Annotated in this window: 20 protein-coding genes; 9 read left to right on the forward strand and 11 right to left on the reverse strand. The window is 42.5% G+C overall.

Annotation, left to right across the window (positions count from 1 at the left end; translation table 11 throughout):
- Positions 1–67 precede the first annotated feature (67 nt).
- The gene (locus SJY39_RS16915) at positions 68–1,360 is read left to right on the forward strand and encodes a peptidoglycan DD-metalloendopeptidase family protein (RefSeq protein ID WP_016793777.1); all 1,293 of its coding nucleotides are present in this window, start codon (positions 68–70) and stop codon (positions 1,358–1,360) included.
- Positions 1,361–1,526: 166 nt separating this feature from the next.
- Here SJY39_RS16915 and SJY39_RS16920 read toward each other — a convergent pair whose 3' ends face one another.
- Positions 1,527–3,374 carry a bifunctional diguanylate cyclase/phosphodiesterase gene (locus SJY39_RS16920; protein WP_016788091.1) on the reverse strand — a complete coding sequence of 616 codons (1,848 nt, stop codon included), beginning with the start codon at positions 3,372–3,374 and terminating at the stop codon, positions 1,527–1,529.
- Between the two features lie 141 nt (positions 3,375–3,515).
- Positions 3,516–4,430: a LysR family transcriptional regulator gene (locus SJY39_RS16925; RefSeq protein WP_010431185.1), complete on the reverse strand. Its 915-nt coding sequence runs from the start codon at positions 4,428–4,430 to the stop codon at positions 3,516–3,518.
- A 109-nt stretch (positions 4,431–4,539) separates the two neighbouring features.
- On the opposite strand from SJY39_RS16925, the gene SJY39_RS16930 reads away from it, so the two are divergent.
- The 3 genes from SJY39_RS16930 to SJY39_RS16940 all read left to right on the forward strand — a co-directional run bounded on the left by SJY39_RS16930 (position 4,540) and on the right by SJY39_RS16940 (position 6,612).
- Positions 4,540–5,745, forward strand: a complete 1,206-nt coding sequence (locus tag SJY39_RS16930; protein WP_010431182.1) for a multidrug effflux MFS transporter — start codon at positions 4,540–4,542, stop codon at positions 5,743–5,745.
- 98 nt (positions 5,746–5,843) lie between these two features.
- Complete coding sequence (locus SJY39_RS16935) at positions 5,844–6,194, forward strand: hypothetical protein (protein ID WP_010431179.1); 351 nt, start codon at positions 5,844–5,846, stop codon at positions 6,192–6,194.
- Positions 6,195–6,477: 283 nt separating this feature from the next.
- Positions 6,478–6,612, forward strand: coding sequence for a hypothetical protein (locus SJY39_RS16940; protein WP_010431176.1), 135 nt, complete (start codon positions 6,478–6,480; stop codon positions 6,610–6,612).
- 133 nt (positions 6,613–6,745) lie between these two features.
- Here the strand turns inward: SJY39_RS16940 and SJY39_RS16945 are convergent, their stop codons facing one another.
- From SJY39_RS16945 to SJY39_RS16955, 3 genes are all read right to left on the reverse strand, one after another.
- A complete protein-coding gene (locus SJY39_RS16945) occupies positions 6,746–7,366 on the reverse strand; it encodes a glutaredoxin domain-containing protein (RefSeq protein WP_016768796.1) in 621 nt (206 codons plus the stop codon).
- Between the two features lie 74 nt (positions 7,367–7,440).
- On the reverse strand, positions 7,441–8,325 hold the full coding sequence (locus SJY39_RS16950; RefSeq protein WP_016768795.1) for a DMT family transporter: 885 nt from the start codon (positions 8,323–8,325) through the stop codon (positions 7,441–7,443).
- 155 nt (positions 8,326–8,480) lie between these two features.
- The gene (locus SJY39_RS16955) at positions 8,481–9,479 is read right to left on the reverse strand and encodes a porin (RefSeq protein ID WP_010431169.1); all 999 of its coding nucleotides are present in this window, start codon (positions 9,477–9,479) and stop codon (positions 8,481–8,483) included.
- A 373-nt stretch (positions 9,480–9,852) separates the two neighbouring features.
- Here SJY39_RS16955 and SJY39_RS16960 point away from each other — a divergent pair, with 373 nt between their 5' ends.
- Positions 9,853–10,869, forward strand: coding sequence for a succinylglutamate desuccinylase/aspartoacylase family protein (locus tag SJY39_RS16960; RefSeq protein ID WP_016793776.1), 1,017 nt, complete (start codon positions 9,853–9,855; stop codon positions 10,867–10,869).
- A gap of 313 nt (positions 10,870–11,182) precedes the next feature.
- On the opposite strand, the gene SJY39_RS16965 is transcribed toward SJY39_RS16960, so the two are convergent.
- The 5 genes from SJY39_RS16965 to SJY39_RS16985 all read right to left on the reverse strand — a co-directional run bounded on the left by SJY39_RS16965 (position 11,183) and on the right by SJY39_RS16985 (position 15,886).
- On the reverse strand, positions 11,183–11,902 hold the full coding sequence (locus SJY39_RS16965) for a DsbA family protein (protein WP_010431163.1): 720 nt from the start codon (positions 11,900–11,902) through the stop codon (positions 11,183–11,185).
- 93 nt (positions 11,903–11,995) lie between these two features.
- The gene (locus tag SJY39_RS16970; RefSeq protein ID WP_010431161.1) at positions 11,996–12,565 is read right to left on the reverse strand and encodes a protein disulfide oxidoreductase; all 570 of its coding nucleotides are present in this window, start codon (positions 12,563–12,565) and stop codon (positions 11,996–11,998) included.
- Between the two features lie 3 nt (positions 12,566–12,568).
- Positions 12,569–14,632, reverse strand: a complete 2,064-nt coding sequence (locus SJY39_RS16975) for a protein-disulfide reductase DsbD (protein WP_016793775.1) — start codon at positions 14,630–14,632, stop codon at positions 12,569–12,571.
- 742 nt (positions 14,633–15,374) lie between these two features.
- Entirely contained in the window at positions 15,375–15,542 is a 168-nt protein-coding gene (locus SJY39_RS16980; RefSeq protein ID WP_157608431.1) for a hypothetical protein, read from the reverse strand.
- A 95-nt stretch (positions 15,543–15,637) separates the two neighbouring features.
- The gene (locus SJY39_RS16985; RefSeq protein ID WP_010431154.1) at positions 15,638–15,886 is read right to left on the reverse strand and encodes a hypothetical protein; all 249 of its coding nucleotides are present in this window, start codon (positions 15,884–15,886) and stop codon (positions 15,638–15,640) included.
- 252 nt (positions 15,887–16,138) lie between these two features.
- On the opposite strand from SJY39_RS16985, the gene SJY39_RS16990 reads away from it, so the two are divergent.
- Positions 16,139–17,743, forward strand: a complete 1,605-nt coding sequence (locus SJY39_RS16990) for a mechanosensitive ion channel family protein (RefSeq protein WP_016784258.1) — start codon at positions 16,139–16,141, stop codon at positions 17,741–17,743.
- A gap of 195 nt (positions 17,744–17,938) precedes the next feature.
- Positions 17,939–18,772 carry a RecX family transcriptional regulator gene (locus SJY39_RS16995; protein ID WP_010431150.1) on the forward strand — a complete coding sequence of 278 codons (834 nt, stop codon included), beginning with the start codon at positions 17,939–17,941 and terminating at the stop codon, positions 18,770–18,772.
- Positions 18,773–18,811: 39 nt separating this feature from the next.
- Here SJY39_RS16995 and SJY39_RS17000 read toward each other — a convergent pair whose 3' ends face one another.
- Positions 18,812–19,606, reverse strand: coding sequence for a response regulator transcription factor (locus tag SJY39_RS17000; RefSeq protein WP_010431147.1), 795 nt, complete (start codon positions 19,604–19,606; stop codon positions 18,812–18,814).
- A 260-nt stretch (positions 19,607–19,866) separates the two neighbouring features.
- On the opposite strand from SJY39_RS17000, the gene SJY39_RS17005 reads away from it, so the two are divergent.
- Positions 19,867–20,625, forward strand: coding sequence for a DUF3187 family protein (locus SJY39_RS17005; RefSeq protein WP_016784256.1), 759 nt, complete (start codon positions 19,867–19,869; stop codon positions 20,623–20,625).
- 157 nt (positions 20,626–20,782) lie between these two features.
- Entirely contained in the window at positions 20,783–21,817 is a 1,035-nt protein-coding gene (locus tag SJY39_RS17010) for a porin (RefSeq protein WP_010431141.1), read from the forward strand.
- The last annotated feature ends 100 nt before the right edge of the window (positions 21,818–21,917 follow it).

Consider the following 21,917-nt stretch of genomic DNA (forward strand, 5'->3'; position numbering starts at 1 on the left):
GCATTGATGATTTATGCGTTTGAAAAGCATATCCTAGCCTTTTATATCGTAGAAAGACCTGTTTACCGTGTATTCAAAAATATTTTCCTCTCCGTTTGCTGAGCTTTCACCTGTAAAAAAAGTAGCGATTTTAGGACTGCCACTTATTGCAGCGATTGGTGTTGCTTTGCAACCTTCGCCATCGGATCTGACGAAAACCGTCGATCTGAATTTACCGGACTCAACGGTTATTGAGTCAATTCTGTCATCTTCTTCTGTTACTGCTATTGAACCGCCGACGTTTGAGTATCAAATACAAACTGGTGATAACTTGAGTAGCATTTTCACTCAGCTTGGATTTTCATATAAATCGATGATGAGTGTGATGGAAACCGATCTAAACTTCCTTGCGTTGGATACGCTTCGTCCTGGTAATACATTGCGCTTTTGGCGTAATGAGGCGACAGGTGATCTTTCAAAAATGGAACTTCAATTTAGTGTTGCTGATAAAGTGGTTTATCGACGACTTGAAGATGGCAACTATGAATTCGAAGATATCTCTATTCCTGGTGAATGGAAACAAAAGCCTCTAGTCGGCGATATTCAAGGTAGTTTCTCGATGTCGGCGAATAAAGTCGGTTTGAGCAGCATAGAGATCGACCATATTGTGACTCTTCTTAAAGACAAGCTGAACTTTAGCCGAGACTTACGCGCTGGCGATCAGTTTGAAGTGCTTCAGAAAGCTCAATTTGTTGATGGTGTTGCTACCGGAAAACGTGAAATTGAAGCAATCAAGATCATCAACAGAAACCGTGTTGTATCTGCTTATCTTCATACCGATGGCCAATATTATGATGCGGACGGTGATAGCCTACAGCGTGCTTTCCAACGTTATCCCGTGAGTAGCGGCTGGCGTCAAAGTTCTCAATTCAACCCGAAACGTCTACATCCTGTGACAGGCCGAATCTCACCACATAACGGTACCGACTTCGCGACGCCAATTGGTACGCCAGTTCAAGCAACGGGTGACGGCAAAGTGATCATGACCCGTAAACACCCTTACGCGGGTAACTACGTGGTGATTCAGCACGGCAGCACTTATAAAACGCGTTACCTGCATTTAAGTAAGATTCTCGTGCGTAAAGGACAAACGGTATCGCGTGGCCAACGTATTGGTTTATCGGGTAAAACGGGCCGAGTGACGGGTGCGCATTTGCACTATGAACTTATCGAGCGCGGTCGCCCTGTTAACGCGATGACTGCGAATATTCCGATGGCAGATTCAGTGCCTAAAAAGGAAAAAGCAACCTTCATTGCCGCTCGAGATGAAGCCGACAAGCTGTTAAAGAAAGCCCTAGAAACGCAATCTAACAATAGTTAACGTTAACTGGTTTACTTGTCTATATCGTTGAATGAAGCTACCTAATAAAGCCGTGAGTAGTATGCTAAACAGCTAAATGGTTTAGTTGATATACCGCGGCTTTTTTGATTATTGGTTGCGCTGAGGTCCACTTGTTGTTGATTTCTTGGAGTATGAACGCTTACGGTTACTCCGCAAGAGATTCTGAGTGAGTCACATAGCTGACTATCGCTTCTGGTCGCATAGGCGGCGAGTAGAGATACCCTTGGATTTTGTTACATCCCATTGCGTGCAACTTTTCTAATTGTTCACGCTTCTCAACACCCTCGGCAACCAATGATACGTCTAGCCTATGAGCCAGCTGAATGATCAACCATACGACGCTTTCTGAGGTCGAGTTAGTGAGTAAGTTTTGAATGAAAGTGGCATCAATTTTAATGCAATCGATAGGGTAGCTGTGAATGTAATTTAAGCTTGAATAACCTGTGCCAAAATCGTCGAGTGCAATGGTAAAACCTTGCCCTCTTAGGAAGTTTAGCGCTGATTTCGTCTCTTGTGTCGGAGACAGAAGCACGGTTTCTGTCAACTCAATAACAAATTCATCAGCCTTAAAATGGTGCTGTTCAATAGTCCGAGTTAGGTAGGAGATATAGCGCTTAGAGTCGGTAAGTTCATGTGCTGAACAATTTATCCCAAGTTTAACTTTGTAGCCTAATCCTTGCTCCAATATCGTTTTCGCATGGCATACTAGTTCTATAATACGTTCACCCAGTTCAACAATTTGACCTGATTCTTCCGCGACTCGAATGAACTCTACCGGAGAGATATCTCCGTGTTTGGCGGTCTTCCAGCGAGTAAGTACCTCAAAATATCCCCATTGTGTTTCGCCTTGATCAACGATTGGTTGCACCACCACGTACATTCCATTGTTGCTAGGGTGAAGGCTCTGTGAAATCGGGTTCGCAAGCTCACTTCGTAATGCTGCGATCAACTCTGTTTTTCTTTGATAGCGAACTCTCAGGTGAGTGTCATAACACTGAATGTGGACATCTTGGTTTCGTTTGCACTCTTTTAGCGCCAAACTGGTGTTGAATATTATCTGTTCTACATCTTTATTATCGCCGTCTGAGCTAGCAATACCGATGCTAACGTCGAATTCAATCTTGATGTCGACGCTACTGTATCCTTGCTTTATCTTAGCTAACACCTCTTCGCATACGGCTATGGGATCGGAATGATATGTGATAAAAGCAAACTCATTTCCGGCTGTTCGAAACGTTAAGTTGCTCTCCGGCAATGTTCGGCGCAAGATCTCGGCGAGGTGCTGCAGCACTTTATCGCCAATATAATTGCCGTGAATATCATTAATTGCTTTAAAGCTGTTGATATCTAGCAGCGCTAATGTGAATGGTGTGACGCTTTGTTGAGTGATCGACTCTAAGGTATCAGATAAGCAACTGCGGTTTTGTAAGCCAGTAAGACTGTCGTGTGAGACTTCATAACTCAGTTGATTGACGAGTTGTTCAGAACGATCGTTAAACCACATTTCTCTCAGTGTGTGTATGATGATGTCTGCAAACAGTTGATGATATTTAATTGCATCTTGTTGTTGATCCGGAGTTAGAGGGGAAGTGAATGTTGAAAATAACACCCCCATCACTTCACCACTCTGAGTACGAGTGGGAATCGCGATTGAATTCTGTGATGTTATTTCTTGTCTAAATGCCGATGTTGGTAGCGACTGAACGATGTGTTGAGCGAATGAGCAGTCTGGGTGTTTTTGATTAACTGCTTGCTGATAGATATGCCCATGACGTGCGTTGATTTTGTCACGCAAGACATGGTCCGAATGGGCTATGACTAAGGGAACCGTTTGATCCGGAAAGTACTTTTTCTCTATGATACTGGTGTATTGAGTACCAAATGTTTGATGCAAAGTAAGCACGGCCGACTCTAAAAGGTCGATACCTTCCAATTTAAGTAAACGTCCGATACGCTCGGTATCTATCATTCTGTTGTGTGCATGTTGAGTCATAGTCATCATCCGTAGCTAACCAGAATCAGTATATAAACTGTGTTTGTACAAGCCATATCGTTAAATCTTGAATATGTTTAATCTATATGCGTCTAGTTTATTATCGGCCGTGTTATATAATTTTTCAAACTCAGTTGCGACTTATTTCACAGAATCTAATTCAAAAATCTGATTACTACGCTCTTTGTTTAGCCTGTCTTTAAGATGATCCAAAAATAGCTTTGTTCGTGTATGTGAGTAATCAAGCTTAGGATAGTACGCGTAAACCATCACCTCATCCGCCGTTATATTTGGTAATACTGGAACTAATGTCCCTTGTTTCAGATCCTCTTTTATCATTGCCTTAATGGTTAAAAGTACGCCCATCCCTCTCTTGGCTGCATGAAATAAGGCCTCTGGGTTTGTGGTGGCAAAATTCCCTTTGAGAGTAATGCGTTGGCCTTTGGTTAGTGTTACTTCTCGAATAGGGCGTTCTCCCCATATTAGCGAATTGTGCTGCTCTAAATCTTGCTCGCATGTTGGGTAGCCATGTTGGGCTAAGTAACTTGGCGCGGCGTAGAATCCAGTTTTGTGCTCAAACAAAGCGCTTTTTTTAAAGCTTAAGGAATTGAGTTGTTCCAGTTCACGACTGATCACGAGGTCCAAACCCAGTTCGGGTAATTGACCCGGTGTAGTAGTGATGAGCTGCACCTTAATATCTGGGTACTTTTCCAAAAAGTCATCCAGATATTGCACGAGAAATTTAGACCCGACAGCAATGGTTGCTCCTATCTTTAACAAGCCAGCAGGGGTTTGGTTGACCGAACGAGTTTCATCGATAATTGACTGCCAACTATCGAGTTGATCTTTAGCTCTTTGATAAAAGAGTGCCCCGGCTTCAGTTTGGCTAATTGAGCGGGTAGTGCGTTTGAGTAATTGAGTACCAATACGTTCTTCTAACCAATTAACCCGTTTGCTAATCGCTGAGCTGGTGGTATTCAGCTTACGTGCAGCACCATTGAAGCTGCCTTCTTCAACGACCCTTACATAGCTTTGTACGTTAAGAATCCAATCCATATTGTTTCCTGTCAAGACCTAATCAAATTCCAATTAGGTCAATTATCAATTATTGGTTTTGAATGTAAACTCATTTCTACGAGTGAAAATCAAACAATGAGGAAAGTTTTTGAGCCAATCGACCTTTAAAAAAACACCATTACTTCTCGCAATGATGATCATCGCGACGGGCCAGGTGGGCGTGAGTATTTATCTTCCGTCATTACCATTAATTGCCACAGACCTCAGTGTTACCCAAGTGGACGTTCAGTTACTAGTTACGCTGTTCCTTGTCGGATTTGGATTGTCTCAGCTTTTTTATGGGCCTATGTCTGATGCTGTAGGAAGAAGGCCGATTTTTTTATTGGGTCAAGGTATTTACTTGGTTGGCACAATCGTTTGTTTTGCTTTTTCTGACAATATGACAGCGTTGGAAGTCGGGCGGTTACTTCAAGGCTTAGGGGCGGGCAGTGCGTCCGTATTAGGGCGTAGTGTTCTTAGAGACAGTTATGATGGCCCTCAGTTAACCAAAGCTTTATCTTACATTTCAATGACCGCGTCTATCATGCCAATTATTGCGCCAGTATTTGGTGGTTGGATTTCATTTCATCTAGGTTGGCAGGCGGTATTCCTATTCGTTTTACTGTATTTGTTAGCCATATTTATCTTGGGCTACTTTGTGTTACCCGAGACTCTTCCTTATGGAAAAAGTCGTTTTGATGCGACTCAAGTTATTAAGAACTATGGACGTTTTCTGACCAATCGACAAGTAATCAGTAGTGCGAGTTACAACTGGATGAGTTATCTGGCGAGTTTGGTGTCGCTTTCGTTATTCCCATTTTTAATGCAAGAACAATTGGGATTGACGGCTGCTGAATATGGCTCTTTGATGATCGTCCCCTCGGCTGGATTGTTGATTGGTAGTGTTACGTTAAATTTGCTCAATCGTAGGTTCAGTACGCCGCAATTGATGAGCCTTGCGATTTTGATTATTTTGGCTTCTGGAGGTTGGCTGCTTACGCACGAGCTAACCATTTTTAACCTCGTGTGGGCTTTTACTTGGTTAGCGATAGCTCAGGGGATCTCTTTTCCTCTATCGATTAGCATGTTGTTGGAACCCCACAAGAAGCAAGCTGGTGCCGTGTCGGCTTTATCGGGCTCTATTCAAATGTGCTTGGCTGGCTTATTCGGTGGGTACTTGGTCGAAAGGTGGGTGACAACTCACCTGCAACTTGGTGTGTTTTACCTGGTCATTGGTGTAGGGATGGGTTGGGTTCTTTGGTCTTCAACGAGATTGAATAAGAAACTCGATGTGACTGAAGTGGAGTACAGTTAAGCACTTAGCTTACTATGCTCTAACGTAATATCGTTAGGCGTTGTATTTGTGCTGCTGGTTTCCTACAATGCTCCGGTCCATTTAATAGGTAAAACAACATGCAGCAAAATGAATTTGAAGTATTGGTAAAAGCTATCTGCGCACTAGATAGCCTGCCTCAAGCACTTGAGCTATTGAAATCCAATGAGGATACAGAAGTCGCTGAGGCTGCTGCATCACTAACTGGTCAATTTTCGCTAGCTGAAGTTGAAGGCGAAAAGCGTATTTACCACGTGACGCTTCAAGAAAATGAACTAGGCGAAGAGCAAGAGTATATCGAACATGTCATGAATGAAGGCGATGACTTAATTAAATTTGCAGCTTGGTTCTTTGAAACTATGTTTGAATTGAAACAAAAAGATACGTACCAAATTGCTGGAAAAACTTACAGACAGCCAAAGCGTAGCTAGGGTTTCTAAGTGAAATATTTTAAAAGCAGCTCAAATGAGCTGCTTTTTTTATAAATTTCGAATCCACCTCTTTAACTTCAATAGACTTAATGCGCTAGGTTTAGTATGAATTGTATTAACTCGTTAGTATAAAATTGATGATGTTGATGAAAGCTGCGGTGGGAACCTGTTGGTTGCAATGTCATTAGTAATTTTGCATTAAAGTGTGATTTGGATCTTGTTTTTGGGGGTTTTACGTGTAGAATCCGCACACAAGAAAAGTAGATGATGTGCGGAGATAAGCATGAATTACGAATTGGGCCACGCATACCTTGGCCAAATGGCAGCAAAAAACATGATGCATGAAGCATTGTATGGTACATCAAAGCCAAAGAAGCCATCATTCTTTAAGCGAATGATGAAGAAAATGGCTAAATAAGCATTTTCAGAAACGGAATTTTAAAAGGCCTTAAACTCGATGAAGTTTAAGGCCTTTTTCGTTTTAGCGATGGATGAATGTCATCGCCGAGCTTTTTTGTGGATGGACACAAAAAACTTATATGTTAATCATCTTATTCGTTAACCGATTGGCTGGATAAGTCGACAACGTTGTTAGGAATGGTGTCTAAACCATTTTCTTTCATCCATGCTTCCAAGTTGTCGGCACCGCCGATGTATTTTCCATCAAGCCAGATTTGAGGTACGGTGACGGGTGTTTTCTCACCAATGTGCGCTTTCACTTCAGGGATCATTCGATATAAGGCTGCGCTATCTTTTACAACATCGTGGTATGTGTATTCGACGCCGGCTTCATCAAGCATTTTTTTTGCTTTGACGCAGAATGGACAGGTCGCTTTGCCGTAAACAATGTTGCCTTTCAAGCTGTCTCGCTTAGTCCACTCTTTAATGACCGACTGAACTAACACGCCGCGGTTAAGTGCTTCACCTTGACTAACAACTTTACCTTCTACAACTAGGATTGGAGCATGCCAAGAACCCAGTTTTAAAGGTTCCCACCAGTGAGATAACCAATCTTTCACTTCCAGCTCTACATCAACGCCTGCTAACTCATTCTCAAAAGTATCCTTCAGAATGTCTTTGGTGAGGGTACATTCTCCACATGGGATGTTTATTTTAAATGGACCCCAGCTGCCTGCCCAACGGTATAGTGTGATCTTGACTGGTTTCTTCATGGCTACGACCTCGTTTAAATTCTCTTATCAATATAGAACGGACAGCAGAACTATTTATTTCATTGGTCCTAAATTTACTTTATTTTCGCCGGCTTTTTTGTTTCCCAATGGGTAATAAACGCGACTGATGCAATAATAATAGCGGCTCCTAGCCATAAACGACCAGGTGGAACCCAACTAAACACGATCCAACCTGCTAATACATTGAGTGGAAGCTTAGCGTGGTCAAATGGTTGAACAAAAGAGGCATCGGCCACGGAGTAAGCTTTCACGATTGCCCATTGTGCAAGCGCAGTCATTATGCCAATGATAATTAATATTCCCCAGATAGTGCCTCCGCTTGGAGTTTGCCAATCAGGCACAGCAAGAAGAAGGTTAAAGGGTGTAATCAAGAGAAGCAGGTAAACCACCATGGTTGAAGGACTATCTTGTGACGAAAGTTTCTTCACCATCAGAGAGTAGCAAGCCCAGAAAAAAGCGGCGCCAACGGGTAATAGTGTTGCCCAACTAAAGTCTTCGCCCCATGGTTCAAGGATGACCATCGCACCAACGAAACCGGCTAAAGTTGCCCCCCAACGAGCTGCCCCCACTTTTTCTTTCAGGAAAAGGCCAGAACCTATAGTTGCAAACAGTGGTGAGGTCATGAGCAGGGCTATGCCTTGCCAAATGGGTACAGGGTAAGCAAGTGCCCAGATCCAGAGTTGGATACCAATAACTGATAAGAAAACACGGAATACGTGCATTTTTAGATTGTCGGTTCTGAGTGCACGGCGAATCCCCAGTGTTTTTAGGTATGGGAGAATAGCGCACAATGCAATGGCATATTGGATAACGGCGACGGTGGTAGAAGTAAGTCCGAAATGAATACTGGCGACCTGGGTTAAGCTATTAATAACGGCAAAGGCTAAGCCTGCGGTTAGCATCCAGCTAGCGCCTTGGATCGGATGATGTTGTGACATGATGCTTCTAATTCTTTGATGTGGTCTGCGTATGATACGGATTTAGCACCACTTAACCAGAAAAAGCATTGATGAAGTTCGTCAGAATATTTGAATATGAAAAAAGGTTGAGCGATTGCCCAACCTTTTTACTTTCAATCTAAAGTCGATTTAGGTTAGAAGTCGTAACGTAGACCTAGGCGCAGAGAATCTTCGCTTTGTGTTTCTAGGCCTGAAACCTTCACATCGTCTAGGTTGTTTAGTTGGTAAGCAACGTATGTACGGATAGATTTGTTGAATTTATAAGTCCCCGTTAGTTCAAAGAAGTCAGCTGTGTCTACAGTTAAGTTCTGTGTCGCGTCTTCTTCTTGTTTTTGGTACAAACCCGCCAGTTCAAATTGGTCTGTTAGCTTGTACTTAACAGCAACTTCCACACCTGAGAACTCAGTTTTTGATTTGTCGTCTAGGTCGCCCATTGTATATGTCGCACCTAGGTATAAAGCATCCATTTTGTAATTAATACCAGCGATTACAGCCGTTGCCGAACCATTACCAGTACCGTTGTCATTACCTGAGTAGCCAAGACCAAAGCCTAAACCCATTGGTAGTGTGTAAATACCAGAGATGCCGTAACCGTCAGTGTCTTTATCTTCACCTGCGATAAAACTTGCTTTCAAAGAAAGCGCGTCAGCGTCGTAAGCGTATACAAACGTGTTGTTTATCTGTTCGTCGCCAGCGTTGATGAATGCTTTTTGGTCACCAGAGTAGATAGTAACATCTGACATTTCCGAAATTTGAGCAGCAGCTGTATCTTGACGGCCTACCGAAACAGCACCAAAATTACCTTCTAGGCCTGCGTACATATAACGTTGTTTGAAGTTATCTGTCTTATCGTTATCAGCTGAAGATTTCACGCTTTGTTCTGCTTCGTAGAAACCAAAACCTGAGAGGTCACTATTGATTTCTGTAGTACCGCCAACGTTCAAACGAAAACGGCTTTTATTTTCCATTGTACCTTCGATTTCTTCACCGCCTGAACCAATGAAATCACCACGGAATTCTGCGCGACCGCCAATTTTAAGTTCAGTACCATCAGAGCTGTAAACTGTTGCTGCTAGAGACGAACCTGAAACTAGTGCCGCTACGACTGCAGAAGCTAAAACTGCCTTATTCATAATCACTTACCTTGTATTTTAAAATCCGTGAGCAATGTGCTCTCCGTTTCGATATGAAGCTAATTTAGAGCAGCTAAATTACGCTTTCATTTCTATAAAATTACATTTTCGTGAATGGGGAACTTTTTACGTTTTGATTTTATTGCACTTTTATTTCCAATACCTAAACGGTTTGTGAATGGTACGGTCAATCATGTGGGTTTGAGTGCTGACTTTCGAAAAGACGTTTTTGGATCAGTGGTGACAGGATGAGTGATTTTTACGCTCAGATTCGGGTTTGCTCATCCGATTAACTGTTTGTGCTGGTTAATATATCCTCTATGATGCAACAACTTAGAAAGAATAGTTTTGCTCAACAAGATGGAGACGTTGGATGAAAACAGAGTACTTAGGCGATGTTTTACAAGGTAGGCAGGTTATTGGATCCTTGAATGTTGAAGACTTACCCGCTGGAGAGCATCAGTTTTGGTTTCAAGTAACCAGTGATGGGTTAGGGCAACCTAAGAATATGCCTGTTTCTGTTTTTAAAGGCAGTCAAGAAGGCCCTAAGCTGATGATTACTGCTGGTATTCACGGTGATGAGCTAAATGGTGTGTTGGCTGCTCAGCAAATTATCAGAGACTTAGTAGGTAAAACTCTCAAAGGTACGGTAACGATTGTGCCTACTGTGAATTTGTCTGGTTTGCTGAACCATAGCCGTGATTTTATATCTTCGGATCCAGGTTCTTGCCCGGCCAACCTCAATCGGCTCTTTCCGGGGGATGCGAATGGCCTAGCTGCGGAGCGCTTTGTTGCGTCTTTGTGGGAGCGTTTGCTTAAGCATAATGCTACCTTCGCCGTCGACCTCCATACTCAAACTCGTGGTGCAGTCTACCCGCTTTATGTGTTTGCTGATTACCGAGTCGAACAATGTTTGGAGATGGCGAGACTGATGCAACCCGATTGCGTTCTGAATGACCCTGGCGACCCCGGTATTTTAGAAACGGTTTGGAATCGAAGTGGAATTCCGAGTGTCACGGTGGAAGTGGGTATGGGGAAATTTACTCAACCTGACATGATTCAACGAGCAGTAGGCGGTGTTTTTAACATGCTGTCTTATTATGAAATGTTCGAGATAGACCGACATAACCCAGACAAAATACAATTGCCGAGCATAGATTGGGTAGAGGGTAATGACGTGGTTTCTATCCGCGCTGATATTGGTGGCTTCGTATTGCCACAGGTTGAACTTCTACAGAGCGTAGAACAAGATGATTTGTTGGCCATCCAGTATGATGCTTTCGGCAATGAATGTCGTCGTTATCGCGCGCCATCTTCTGGCCGTGTACTCAGCTATAATGTCGATGCGTTAAGGGAGCCGGGTGCGCTTGTTTGTCGCTTGTTAAGTTAGGATTATATCTATTGGATGTTTCCGTGTTAACGCGATGTGTCGCTATTTAAACACGCAAAAAAAGACCGAGCGAGGCTCGGTCAAAGGACAGTTGTCTAGAGTTAACACGTCTTTGACTCTTCGACAGAACTACTTTTAGGGTAGCGAGGCTAGATTAAGAACCCATTGCAAGATAGTGACACTTCGACTGCTTTTCTGTTTCAAATATAATACTGAAAACATTATCTTAAGCTCATCAAAAAGCCGACTGCGAGTTACGCTAGTCGGCTTTTTATTTACTTCTCTTTTGAGTCTTTGTCTCTATTAGGCTCGATTAAAAAGCGTCATCTACAATATCTTTAAGTCGGTCGTAAGGCACATAACCCGGTAATACTTGCCCATCTATCATTAAAGTCGGTGTCCCTGTTAAACCAAGAGCGCTAAAAGTTTGGTGGTTTGTCATTAGCGTTTGGTTCTGTTCAGCAGTTGTGTTTAATTGGTCTTCAGTTCCTGTTCTTTTAGCGACTGCTTGTAGTGAGTTCTTAGTGTGACTACCGCTTTTGGCCATAAGTAACCGACTGACCTCTTGGAATTTCTCCGGTTGTTCTTTCCATACTTTCATCGAATACAGAGCTGCATTTGTGTCGAGACCATTAACTTGTTGCTGCTTAAAAGACAGGAACACATTGATGATCTTAATATCACTATTTTCAGCTGTGAGTTGAGATAGGCCTTTTTCTAAGCGTTTGCAATATGGACAGTTATAGTCTGTAAAGTTAATGATAATCGATTTGCCTTTTGGATTACCTGATACTGGGTGAGCGTCATTGTTGTATAGCCAGTCATGACTGGTTTCCTGGGCTTTTTTAGCTTGCTCTTGGCCTGCAACATATCGTTGTAGGCTGGTATGTAGGCCTGAAATGGTCGCAGGGTTGTCTTTTAGAAATTGGTTAATTTCTTCAAGTTGTTGAGTTTGTTCTTTATTTAATTCGGCAAAAGCGCTGGCGCTCATCAGTGAGCCAATAATCAACGTGCTTATAATGTGCTTTTTCATTTCAATTCTCTAATTTTGGTGACCGCTAGAGGTTCGTTTGTGCCTATAGCGATTTAATTCTAGTTATAAGTGGGTTAACTTTTACCTTTTTTATTAGGAAAAGTAGGCTCTTAGCCAAAGCCCAATAGGGGAAGTAACACCTGTTGCGATACTGCTTATTTTTCCATCTTTGATGATGACAATGCTTGGAGTGACATTGATTCTCCAATCTCTACTGATCGAACCTGAGACATCGTTGATGGTCGGAAATTGATATTCTTTGGCATCTAAAAACCGCTGAACACGTTCGTCTTGCCCAGATGACAAGGCGACTGACACTATTTGATGGGTGTCGCTGAAACTGTTGACGGTTGGACTCACAAATTTGCAGGCACCACACCATGTTGCCCAAAAGTAGACAATCACGGGTTTACCATTTTTGCTTAGTTCGATAACGTCAATATCTTCGCCTTGGAGCGATTTCCCCACGATTGGAACGGCGTTGCCCTGAGGCATACTTCTGCTATGATAAAAATCCATCGCAAATGAAACTACGCCAACGATCAGTATCATTGAAACCAGTTCCTTTCCCCACTTCTTAAGGCTACTAGACTTCTTGGCTTTACCCTTTACAGCGTAGTTTTCAGTCGTGCGAGATTTCTCTTCATTGTTGGGAGTCTTCATTACTTACCTCGCAGCATCGAGAGTTTGAACGACAGTATCGCTGTCTAGAATGATAGGTAATGGGATACCGCTTTTATAGCTTGGCCCGTAGACGATATTAAATGGCACACCAAATCGCCCATTACTTTGTAGATATTGAGTGACACTCTCACTAGGTGTTGTCCAGTCGCCTTTCATCAAGACAATGTCTTCTTGTTGTAGGTGGTTGTAGACAGGATTTTGAAGAATGACGCCGATCTTGTTGGCTTTACAGGTGATACACCATTCTGCTGTTACATCAACAAATACCGTTTTGCCTTGCTCAACGAGCTGAGGGATTTGTTTCGAATCAAGCTTCTGCCAAGCAAGGTCATCAACAATTGGCGTTGCCCAATTATCAGCGGTGACACTGCCTATGATTAAAGCCGCACCAAACACAAGAGTAGTGGTAGCCACTATAGGGATAAGGACCTTGCGACCTAACTTACGGCCAATCCAAATCAATACTGAAATCACGATGGACAGTGACATTAATATTGTTGAAAACTTGCCAATAAACGGCGTCATCAAGCTGGCTAACCATAAGCTGGTGGCAAACATCATCAAACCAAAGATCAGTTTGACCTTGAACATCCACGCTCCAGGTTTTGGTAGTAGCTTAGTCAAATTAGGGAAAGTTGCGAAGATTAACCAAGGCGCACTCATGCCTATGCCTAAAGCAATGAAGATCGCCCACAGTTCTTGATAGCTCGCACCTAGTGCATAAGCCACAGCCGTACCTAAGAATGGTGCGCTACATGGTGTTGCTAACAACGTCGCAAACATGCCTTGAACAAAGTGGCCTGAATGTGAGTCATCGCCTTTGGTTGCTATCCAAGTGTTTAAACCCGATGGTAGTCTGAATTCGACTAACCCAAGTAAGTTAACCGAGAACAGCAAAGTGATGATCAGCATGAATGCAATGAACCAGACGTTTTGGAATTGGATTCCCCAACCAATCGCGTTGCCACCCATTTTTAGAACGGTCATGCCAAAGGCCAACAATGCAAACGAGGTAATCACCCCCATAGCCGAGGCTAAGAATGAGATTCGGATATGACGATTTGATGCGCCTTGGTTGTGAATGATGCTGTTTAATTTCATTCCTAATACTGGCAGTACACACGGCATAATATTGAGTATCAAACCACCAATTAGGGCAAATCCAAGCATTACCCCTAAGCCATTATTGCTCTCTTGGTAAGTGATTGGGGTAGATCCAACCGGTGCAATCATCTCTTCCGCTAAGTTGGTGTCAGAAACGGTGATGCTCACCCTGCGACTGGTTAAGTCGACCTCTCCAAGCCAGTTGCTAACATCGTAGACAGCGGTCAACGTATTACCTGTAATATAGATCGCTGGTTGAGCGAAGAAGTCATCGATTACTTCTTGGCCGTCGATCAGCACCTGGGGCTTATCCCAACCTTTTTTACTCGTTAACTGGGTCACCAGTTGTTGCTTACTCTTGTCCCAGAACAGTCCGTTAACTGAGGTGCGATTCGCTTCTCTTGGAGATTGGCTCATGCCTTGATTGAAGAGGAACATTGCTTCCTCATCGAGCTGCAATGTTTGCGTGTCGATAGGGAGTTCGATGTCATAGTCAGTCAAAACACAGATATTCGTACAAGATGGAAACGAGAGAGAGGCTCTGAATACCGCAGGTTGCGTGTTGTCTTTTAGCGTTAAGGTAACCGGAAAGCTGACGTGTTTTTTGTAACCTAACGTCATCACACCGAGCTGCTCGTAGTACTTAGGAATAGGCCAGTGCCAGTTTACAGACTCTATATTCGTTGAATCAGACCAGTCCCAGCTTGGTGGGATTCCGCCTTCACCGGGGCTACGCCAATAGGTTTTCCAGTCGCCGTCTAGCTCAACATCCAATATCGTCTGAACTGTTGAACCGTTATCTGACTGTTCACCCGTCGACATCATTCGTATTTTTACAGGTGGATGCTCTGGCGCACTTATCCAGCCCGTAGTTTCCGCTAAAGCAGTAAATGACGCCATAGCCAAAATGGCAACGACGATAGTTTTCGTGCATGCACGCATGCAGAGTGCCAACGAATCGACAAACTTAGTTAGTAGTGTGTTGTACACAAATGTATCTCCAAAAAATAAATAAAAGGGTGGAATAGCCCGGTTATTTATTCTCTAAATATACAGTGCTTTAGATGTAACCGAAGTTTTGTAGGTCGAGAAGAGCGATGGTTGTCTCTGGATAATCTAGAGATGTGAGGTGGCAAGTTGAATGCGACAGCGAGAAGTAGGATAAAAGGGGTCAGCCAGCCCGTTTTAGGAGTGGCGAAAGTTAGCATTTTTGAACTTAGACTGCAGGAACTTGAATTTGGTGTTGTCAGTGTTTTAGACGCTTCAGCACCAAAAAAATTGGCGTATAGCGTTACCATGTTGTCTGAAAATGTAACTTGAGTTTTAGAGGCGTTGGTTTCTGCGTGAGCCGGCTTTTCTCCCAGAATCTTAGTTTCCGTGAGGGCCTGTGTTTTTGTGCTAATTAGGATTGATTGATCACCAGCCGATGAAGGTAGCATTACTTTTTTTGAAGACAGCGTACTCGCCAGACAGGTTACGATAACTAGTCCAGTAAGGAGGAGCGCCCAGAGTGAATGCTGTTGCCGGCGGTTCTGTTGGGATAAAAAACGTAGTGGTGTGCTTTGCAAATCAGTCAGTAATCAAATCAGTAATCAAATCAGTAATTGAAATAGCCAGTAATTGACATAGTTAGCGAGCTAGTCGAGTTGCTGCTAGCTTAGATAACTTTTATACGTGCCACAAGTTATAAAATTGTCAAAGTAAAGGGCTGCATAAACGTCAGCTCTAACAACTCAGGCATCGAGGTCTGACTTAAGTTCACAATAATCTTCTCTTTTTCCCTTTTCGCTGATTTTTTCAGCAAAGGAGGGTTGCCGGGGAGTAGCGTGAGCAAGCCGCTAATAGCTGGCACAAAAAAGTCCAACCATTCGTTAGGAATTAAGTTGGACTTACTTTATTCGGCTTTGTCATCTAATGCTTTGAACTACGAAGCATTACGAGAGTGTCTTAGTGATTGCGACGTGGGCCGTTACGAACTAACTCTTTGCCATTGTCAAAAACTTCTTTGGTGATCCAACGAGCAAGCAGAACTTTATGGCTGCTGTTGAATACGGCAACGAAGTGGCGACCATCAGCGTTATTGGTTGCCATGCCCACGCCTTCAACACCTTCTAGGCCGAGACCGCCAGCTTCAACTGAAATTAGGAATTGTTCTAGCTCTTCTAGAGACTCAATAATATCAAGTTCGTTGTTCATTTTTATGCTCTCTTACTGTGAGCCAATATCGTATTTAGAGGCGTTTTAGTGCTGCGCCTGAGTGAAGATATTGGTCGTTGTTCTTTGTTGGATGCGTACTCTACAGGTCATAAAGATGGATTGGAACTGTCAAATATTAGATGCGGGTTTATTTTTTGCTAATTTTTAGCACAACATACGTTTAAATGCTTGTTATCCATCTTCTTTTTACTACTATTTATAAGGTCAATTTAGACATTAATAGGAATTAATATGATGAAGGTTTGGCGTTGTCTATTGTTGATGTTGACGCTTGTCGCATTTGGAAGTTTTGCACAAGGCGTTGATAAAATTGCAGAAGCACAAGATCAGCTAATGCTGGATCTAACAACATTAGAAACCGCGCATGATGCTGAGAAGCCGTTTCTAGAAGATATATTAAGACGAAAGAACCAAGCACTTCGTGAGGAGATTTTTTCCCAGTTATCCTCCGATAAAGAGGAAGGGTTAGATACCGTTCTTGCTCAGCAGGTTGAACTTTTACAACATTTACTGTCATTGAACGAAGTTAAGATTGTCTCGATGAGTAAAGAGAATCGTTCGGCTGAAGGGGATGCTAAAAAGCGTCTTGAGCTGCTGATTCAAAAACGAATTGGGATGATGGATGTCTACTATCAACAACTCTCTAAAACTTTAAGTTGGTCGAAAGAAAGAGGCGTCGATGTAACGGCCGCGGAAAGCCAGTTAAAAGCGGCATTGATTTCTCGTTCTCAATATCTCACTAATGCGATTCTTTACACAGACACTCAGCGTCAAGATCTAGAACGCCGCTTGTCTTTTGTTAGTGAAGAAGAAAAAGCGACGATCAAAACTGAACTAGTACGCTTTAGCGAACGAACCAGTGTCATGGTCGCCAGTTTAGAGAAAAACATCTCTATGATGGCGCCATTTGGTGTGGATGTGACGTCTTACAAGCGCATCCTATTGGCGACGACAGGGGACATTAATGCTGACGTACTGGATGTTGATGTCGCATTAGATCTATTGGATAGCTGGTTGCGTTCGTTTAGTTCATGGGCATTTGAAAATACTCCTTCTTTTGTCGTCAAGCTTGCACTGTTCTTGGGTATTTTGTACGTAACTCGGCTTGTTGCCAATGTTGCTCGTAAGACGGTCCGTAAGAGTGTTTCGCATTCAAAAATGGATTTCAGCGTATTGATGCAAGAATTTTTTGTATCCATCGCCTCTAAAGCTGTTGTGTTTATTGGTTTGCTTATTGCCCTATCTCAGATAGGAATAGAGCTTGCACCATTACTTACTGGTTTTGGTGTTGCGGGTGTCATCATTGGTTTTGCGTTACAAGATACTTTGTCTAACTTTGCATCAGGTTTGATGATCTTAATCTATCGTCCTTACGATGTTGGTGACATGGTTAAAGTGGCTGGCGTGCAAGGAACGGTAAAGGACATGAGTTTAGTGTCAACCACGATTCAAACTATCGATAACCAACGCTTGGTGATCCCTAACAATAAGATCTGGGGTGATGTGATCAATAACATTACTGCAGAGCGTGTTAGACGTGTTGACATGGTTTTTGGTATTGGTTATTCCGATGATATCGATAAAGCAAAAGGTGTGTTAAATGACATCATTCTTGCGCATCCTTTAGTGCTTAAAACACCAGAACACATGATCAAGCTTCACACCTTGAATACGTCTTCGGTTGATTTTGTAGTGAGACCTTGGGTTAAGACTGAGGATTACTGGGATGTATATTGGGATGTGACGGAAACTGTGAAGAAACGCTTTGATGAAGAAGGCATCACGATTCCATTCCCACAACGCGATGTACATATTTACAATCACGAAGAGAATTAGCCGGAAGAGCCAAAGAGTGGTTTGGAGGCCGTATTCTTAATGCTATATCAAATGGACGCTGAATAGCGTCCATTTTTATTGGGTACTATTGTTACTGAGTTTCCGCTTATCTTGAGCGGCATTTCTGTATCTAGCTTCACCCGCCTGAGAATTAAGTTATGATGGGGTAGGCTTAGTTTGGACAGTTGAAACCGAATGGATGATTTACAGCAAAAAACGAATACTAGAAATACAACGGTAAGAAAAGCGATACGAATCGAAAGTGTTATGAACTCTGCGATGTGGCATTTAACTCAGAGAGATATGACAGAAAGCGAGCTGATTGCAAAGCTCAAAGTGAAAACCGACAATCAAGAATGGATCGATGAAACTTTGGGCACCTTGAAAGGCTTTGGGTATCTCAAGTCTGACCAAGTGTTTGCAGAACAATTTGTGGAGCAAGCTTTTTCTGGTGAATTTGGCTCTCGATATATTGTTGAAAAATTGAAGAAGAAGGGCCTAAAGGACTCTGTGATTTCTGATGCCATCCATAAGGTGTCCTTTGAGAAATCAATTGATGAACAAAACATCTTAATAGATCGAATTAACCACTATTACACAAGCTTTACCATGAGCCGTGAAAAGCTTGTGGCGACACTGCAAAAGCGCGGCTTTAGCTATCAACAAGTTAAAGTGGCGATTGATCAGCACCCGCAAGCCCATGAACTTATGAGTAACATGCAAATTAAAGCAGAGAAGGCTGACTTAGAGAAAGAAGTGCTTAAGTATGCTCGTAAGGGTAAAGGCTTGACTGCTATCCAGCAAGAGTTGAGACAAAGACAAATCGATACCAGTGAACTGCCATCGTTAATCGACCGATTGATTAATGAAGAGCAACTGGATTTCTACTCTTCTTGTTTAGAGCAGTTACAGAAAAAATCCTATGATCTTAATGACCATAAAGAACGCTCTAAAGCTTATGCAATGTTGAGTCGAAAAGGTTTCTCTTCTGATGAGATCAAATTTGCTCTGAGTGAAGGTAACGAGTAACAGGCGGTATCGAGCTTAAGACATATCTAGTGCCTTATTTTAACGTGTCGTGTGTATGTTTTCTGTAAGACCTAGGCCATTACGTAAGGCGAATTGAATGAGCTCGTTATGGTTATTTAAATTGAGCAGTCCAAGCATTCTATACTTATGAGATTCTATGGTTCTTGAACTTAAGTGAAGTTGCTCTGCGCAATCTTTTGCGCTAAACCCTTGAGCAATCAGCGCTAAAACTTTGGTCTGCTTTTTTGTCAGTAATAGTAGCTTATCACTGTCGTCTTCTAGTCGGTTCTCATTCTGTTTTAGCGTTCTAGCTAGTGTGGAATGTTGCCAGTAACAAAGCCAAACTTCACAGACTAACTTTAAGCGTTTGATGTCTTCTAAGTCGAAATTGGTGTCGGCATCGTGAAAATTAGTAAAAGACAATGCTCCCCAACGTTGATTAAATAGCTGTAGTGGTATGATACAGTGCCAACGTCCCCCTTCTTTGTACAACTGCTTTAATACATAGTTATTGCTGTTTATGAGCTCATCTTTTGAGAAGGTTAGATAGGTCTCGTTAGTCTTCAAAAGCTTTAAGTAATCAAGATAATTACCACCAATGAGGTTCTTCTTGTTAACTGGAGGAATGTGTTTTTTGGAGACTGAGCACGTTTTGCCATCTTCTAATAAGACCATTGAATTTGGATAAAGTGTAAGACGATCAATACCAAACCAATCAAGTACGTCAAAGCTCGCTTGCGACCAAGTTGTTTGAAAGTTGTTTGGGTCACTATTGATCAAAGTTGCAGATTGCTTCATTAATAATTGTTCAAAGCTATAGTTAGAAGCGCTCACATTTTTTCCTTATCAATCGTTCGGCTACTCATTCACGCGCTGAAGATATTCGCTAAAGCACGACAGCGCAAGTTAACATTACAAGATCGCGAAGGTGTTCTAAGTTCTCTTTTTTTATAACGCTTTATTATATGAGGCATGGCGAAAAGCCGTACTTTTACTGCAGCAATTGAACGGTGTTTTTTATAGGCTCAGGAATTTTAATTCTGCCGTATAACCCTGTAATTATTTTAAGAACACTACTGACCTTATCATTGTTGATGCTAACTTTTCGTACAGCACTAGCGTCTCCTCTGTTTGTTTATGCACAATCTCCAATACATTCAAATGTGCTTTCAACTCAGCTTCGTTCGGCTCAACCTAACAGAGCAGGCACTATTGAATTCAAGTCCTCTTATACTCAGGCGAGTATATGGGCTCATACGGGTACTTATTCACTCGATTATTATCAGAATCAATCCACCATGGATTTTAACAATGCGGGTGTTCATGTGTCTGACTTTGAAAGTGATGATTTAACTAATGCGCTGACTTTTTACAATGAACTACTGCTGTATTCTAGAGGGCCAATGTCGCTCTCGGCTGGTGGTTCGCTGTTTTATAACAATGTAAAAAATGGGCTGTTTGCGAGAACAAGCTTCGAGCAAGGTATTCAACTCAACTACAGCTACATCACGCCAAGGCATAGCATATTCTCCACCCTCGGGCTCGTACATCGAAACAGCGATGGCTCTTCTGTGAGAGATGAAAACCTAAGCCCTGAAAACCTAAGTACAAGTTGGGCGATAGGGTATGAATACCGGCTTAACCAACAACACAGTTTGGTTATAGAGTCTCTCAACTATCAAGGTTGGGCGAGTAATGATCCTGATTTTTCAGAAACCTCTAACGAAGTGGTCGTTGGGTATCGATATCGTTTGTATCGACTCGCGGTTGAAACCTTGATAGTCGAAAACATCCGTAACATGGATAACAGCACGGACATCGGCTTTACACTCGGATTGCGTTTTTCTATATAAACGACACATTAATATATTCTTATTTCATGAAATTCACCAAAGCTATAAAATTTCAGTAAATTTACGGTATATCAATAACATAATTTTTTGAACAATAGCGCCACTCCAAAAGGCCGGACTAACAAGGCCGAATCAATATATACAGGTAGTGGTTATCATGAAAAAGACATTAGTAGCACTTGCGATTGCGAGTATTTCAAGCTCAGCTTTCGCTGTAAACACAAGCAGCCAAAACAGCCAGAACGAAGATATGTTTGCATTTGATTCAATGCATAAAGATCAATTCTCAGTATCAGGCTCTTTTGGTGTTGGTGGTTACTACGACACGGGCTCTAAAGCGTTTTATGATGACTGGGCGACAGGCCTTACGCTTGCAGTAAACTACCGCAACAACCGTGTTGTCGGTTACTTCGAAACTGACTTAATGGTGAATTACACGACAGACAACAACGTTTCTGCAAATGACGCAGCAACGGCGGGTTGGACAAACGGTATCGATACAGGTCCAGCAACTGACGTAGATAAAGCGTGGCTTGGTTTTGATACTGGTTTCGGTATCGCTTCATTCGGTTGGGAAAACGATACTGCATTAGACAAAGTAGATGGCGCTGGTGATACAACATACGAGTTTGGGGCTTCTGCTGGCGACGCTTCTGATGCGTTCAACGTTATCAAGTTCCAAGGTGCAACCAATGGCTTTGCTTACGGCGTTTCTTACTTTGAAACTGACGATGATCATAACGATGCTGACAAAGGTATTAACGGTTACATCGGTTTAGAGCAAGAAGTGTTCAATATTTACGCTGGTTATGAATCGCGTGATAACGATGCTGATTACGAAGTATATACGGTGTCAGGTAATGTAAAAGTTGGCGACCTTACGCTAGGTATGAACTCTTGGATTGATGAAAGTGACTCTAAGAAAGACACTGGTTACTACGTTTCAGGTGGTTACGCGGTTTCTGCCGATCTAACAATTGCAGCGGGTTACGCATTTAACAGTAATGAATTAGATGGTCAATCTGACGTAGATTCTTCTTACATCAATATTGCGGCAATGTACCGTATCGCTGATAACGCTGACATGGGTATCGATATCAAGCAAGATTTAGACGGTTACCGTGTTGGCGAGGCTAGCGCGCAATACGATGAAGAGACACACGTATTCGCAGCCGCTTACTACTACTTCTAAGATTTCAAATACTGAAACTGAACACTATGGTGTAATCGCTTGCCTGGTCGTTATACCGTATTCTCTTCTTTATGCAGTTTAAGCATCCACAAATCGACAT

Origin of the sequence: Vibrio sp. R78045, assembly GCF_042466085.1 — a bacterium.
GTDB lineage: Bacteria > Pseudomonadota > Gammaproteobacteria > Enterobacterales > Vibrionaceae > Vibrio > Vibrio cyclitrophicus.

Excerpts from the sequence above, each read along its gene's own strand:
- SJY39_RS16935 (WP_010431179.1), top strand. The coding sequence starts at position 5,844 with ATGCAGCAAAATGAATTTGAAGTATTGGTAAAAGCTATCTGCGCACTA.
- SJY39_RS17005 (WP_016784256.1), top strand. The coding sequence starts at position 19,867 with ATGCTAACTTTTCGTACAGCACTAGCGTCTCCTCTGTTTGTTTATGCA.
- SJY39_RS16985 (WP_010431154.1), bottom strand. The coding sequence starts at position 15,886 with ATGAACAACGAACTTGATATTATTGAGTCTCTAGAAGAGCTAGAACAA.
- SJY39_RS17010 (WP_010431141.1), top strand. The coding sequence starts at position 20,783 with ATGAAAAAGACATTAGTAGCACTTGCGATTGCGAGTATTTCAAGCTCA.
- SJY39_RS16975 (WP_016793775.1), bottom strand. The coding sequence starts at position 14,632 with ATGCGTGCATGCACGAAAACTATCGTCGTTGCCATTTTGGCTATGGCG.
- SJY39_RS16960 (WP_016793776.1), top strand. The coding sequence starts at position 9,853 with ATGAAAACAGAGTACTTAGGCGATGTTTTACAAGGTAGGCAGGTTATT.
- SJY39_RS16925 (WP_010431185.1), bottom strand. The coding sequence starts at position 4,430 with ATGGATTGGATTCTTAACGTACAAAGCTATGTAAGGGTCGTTGAAGAA.
- SJY39_RS16940 (WP_010431176.1), top strand. The coding sequence starts at position 6,478 with ATGAATTACGAATTGGGCCACGCATACCTTGGCCAAATGGCAGCAAAA.
- SJY39_RS16920 (WP_016788091.1), bottom strand. The coding sequence starts at position 3,374 with ATGACTCAACATGCACACAACAGAATGATAGATACCGAGCGTATCGGA.
- SJY39_RS16945 (WP_016768796.1), bottom strand. The coding sequence starts at position 7,366 with ATGAAGAAACCAGTCAAGATCACACTATACCGTTGGGCAGGCAGCTGG.
- SJY39_RS16950 (WP_016768795.1), bottom strand. The coding sequence starts at position 8,325 with ATGTCACAACATCATCCGATCCAAGGCGCTAGCTGGATGCTAACCGCA.
- SJY39_RS16990 (WP_016784258.1), top strand. The coding sequence starts at position 16,139 with ATGATGAAGGTTTGGCGTTGTCTATTGTTGATGTTGACGCTTGTCGCA.
- SJY39_RS16995 (WP_010431150.1), top strand. The coding sequence starts at position 17,939 with ATGGATGATTTACAGCAAAAAACGAATACTAGAAATACAACGGTAAGA.
- SJY39_RS16965 (WP_010431163.1), bottom strand. The coding sequence starts at position 11,902 with ATGAAAAAGCACATTATAAGCACGTTGATTATTGGCTCACTGATGAGC.
- SJY39_RS16955 (WP_010431169.1), bottom strand. The coding sequence starts at position 9,479 with ATGAATAAGGCAGTTTTAGCTTCTGCAGTCGTAGCGGCACTAGTTTCA.
- SJY39_RS16970 (WP_010431161.1), bottom strand. The coding sequence starts at position 12,565 with ATGAAGACTCCCAACAATGAAGAGAAATCTCGCACGACTGAAAACTAC.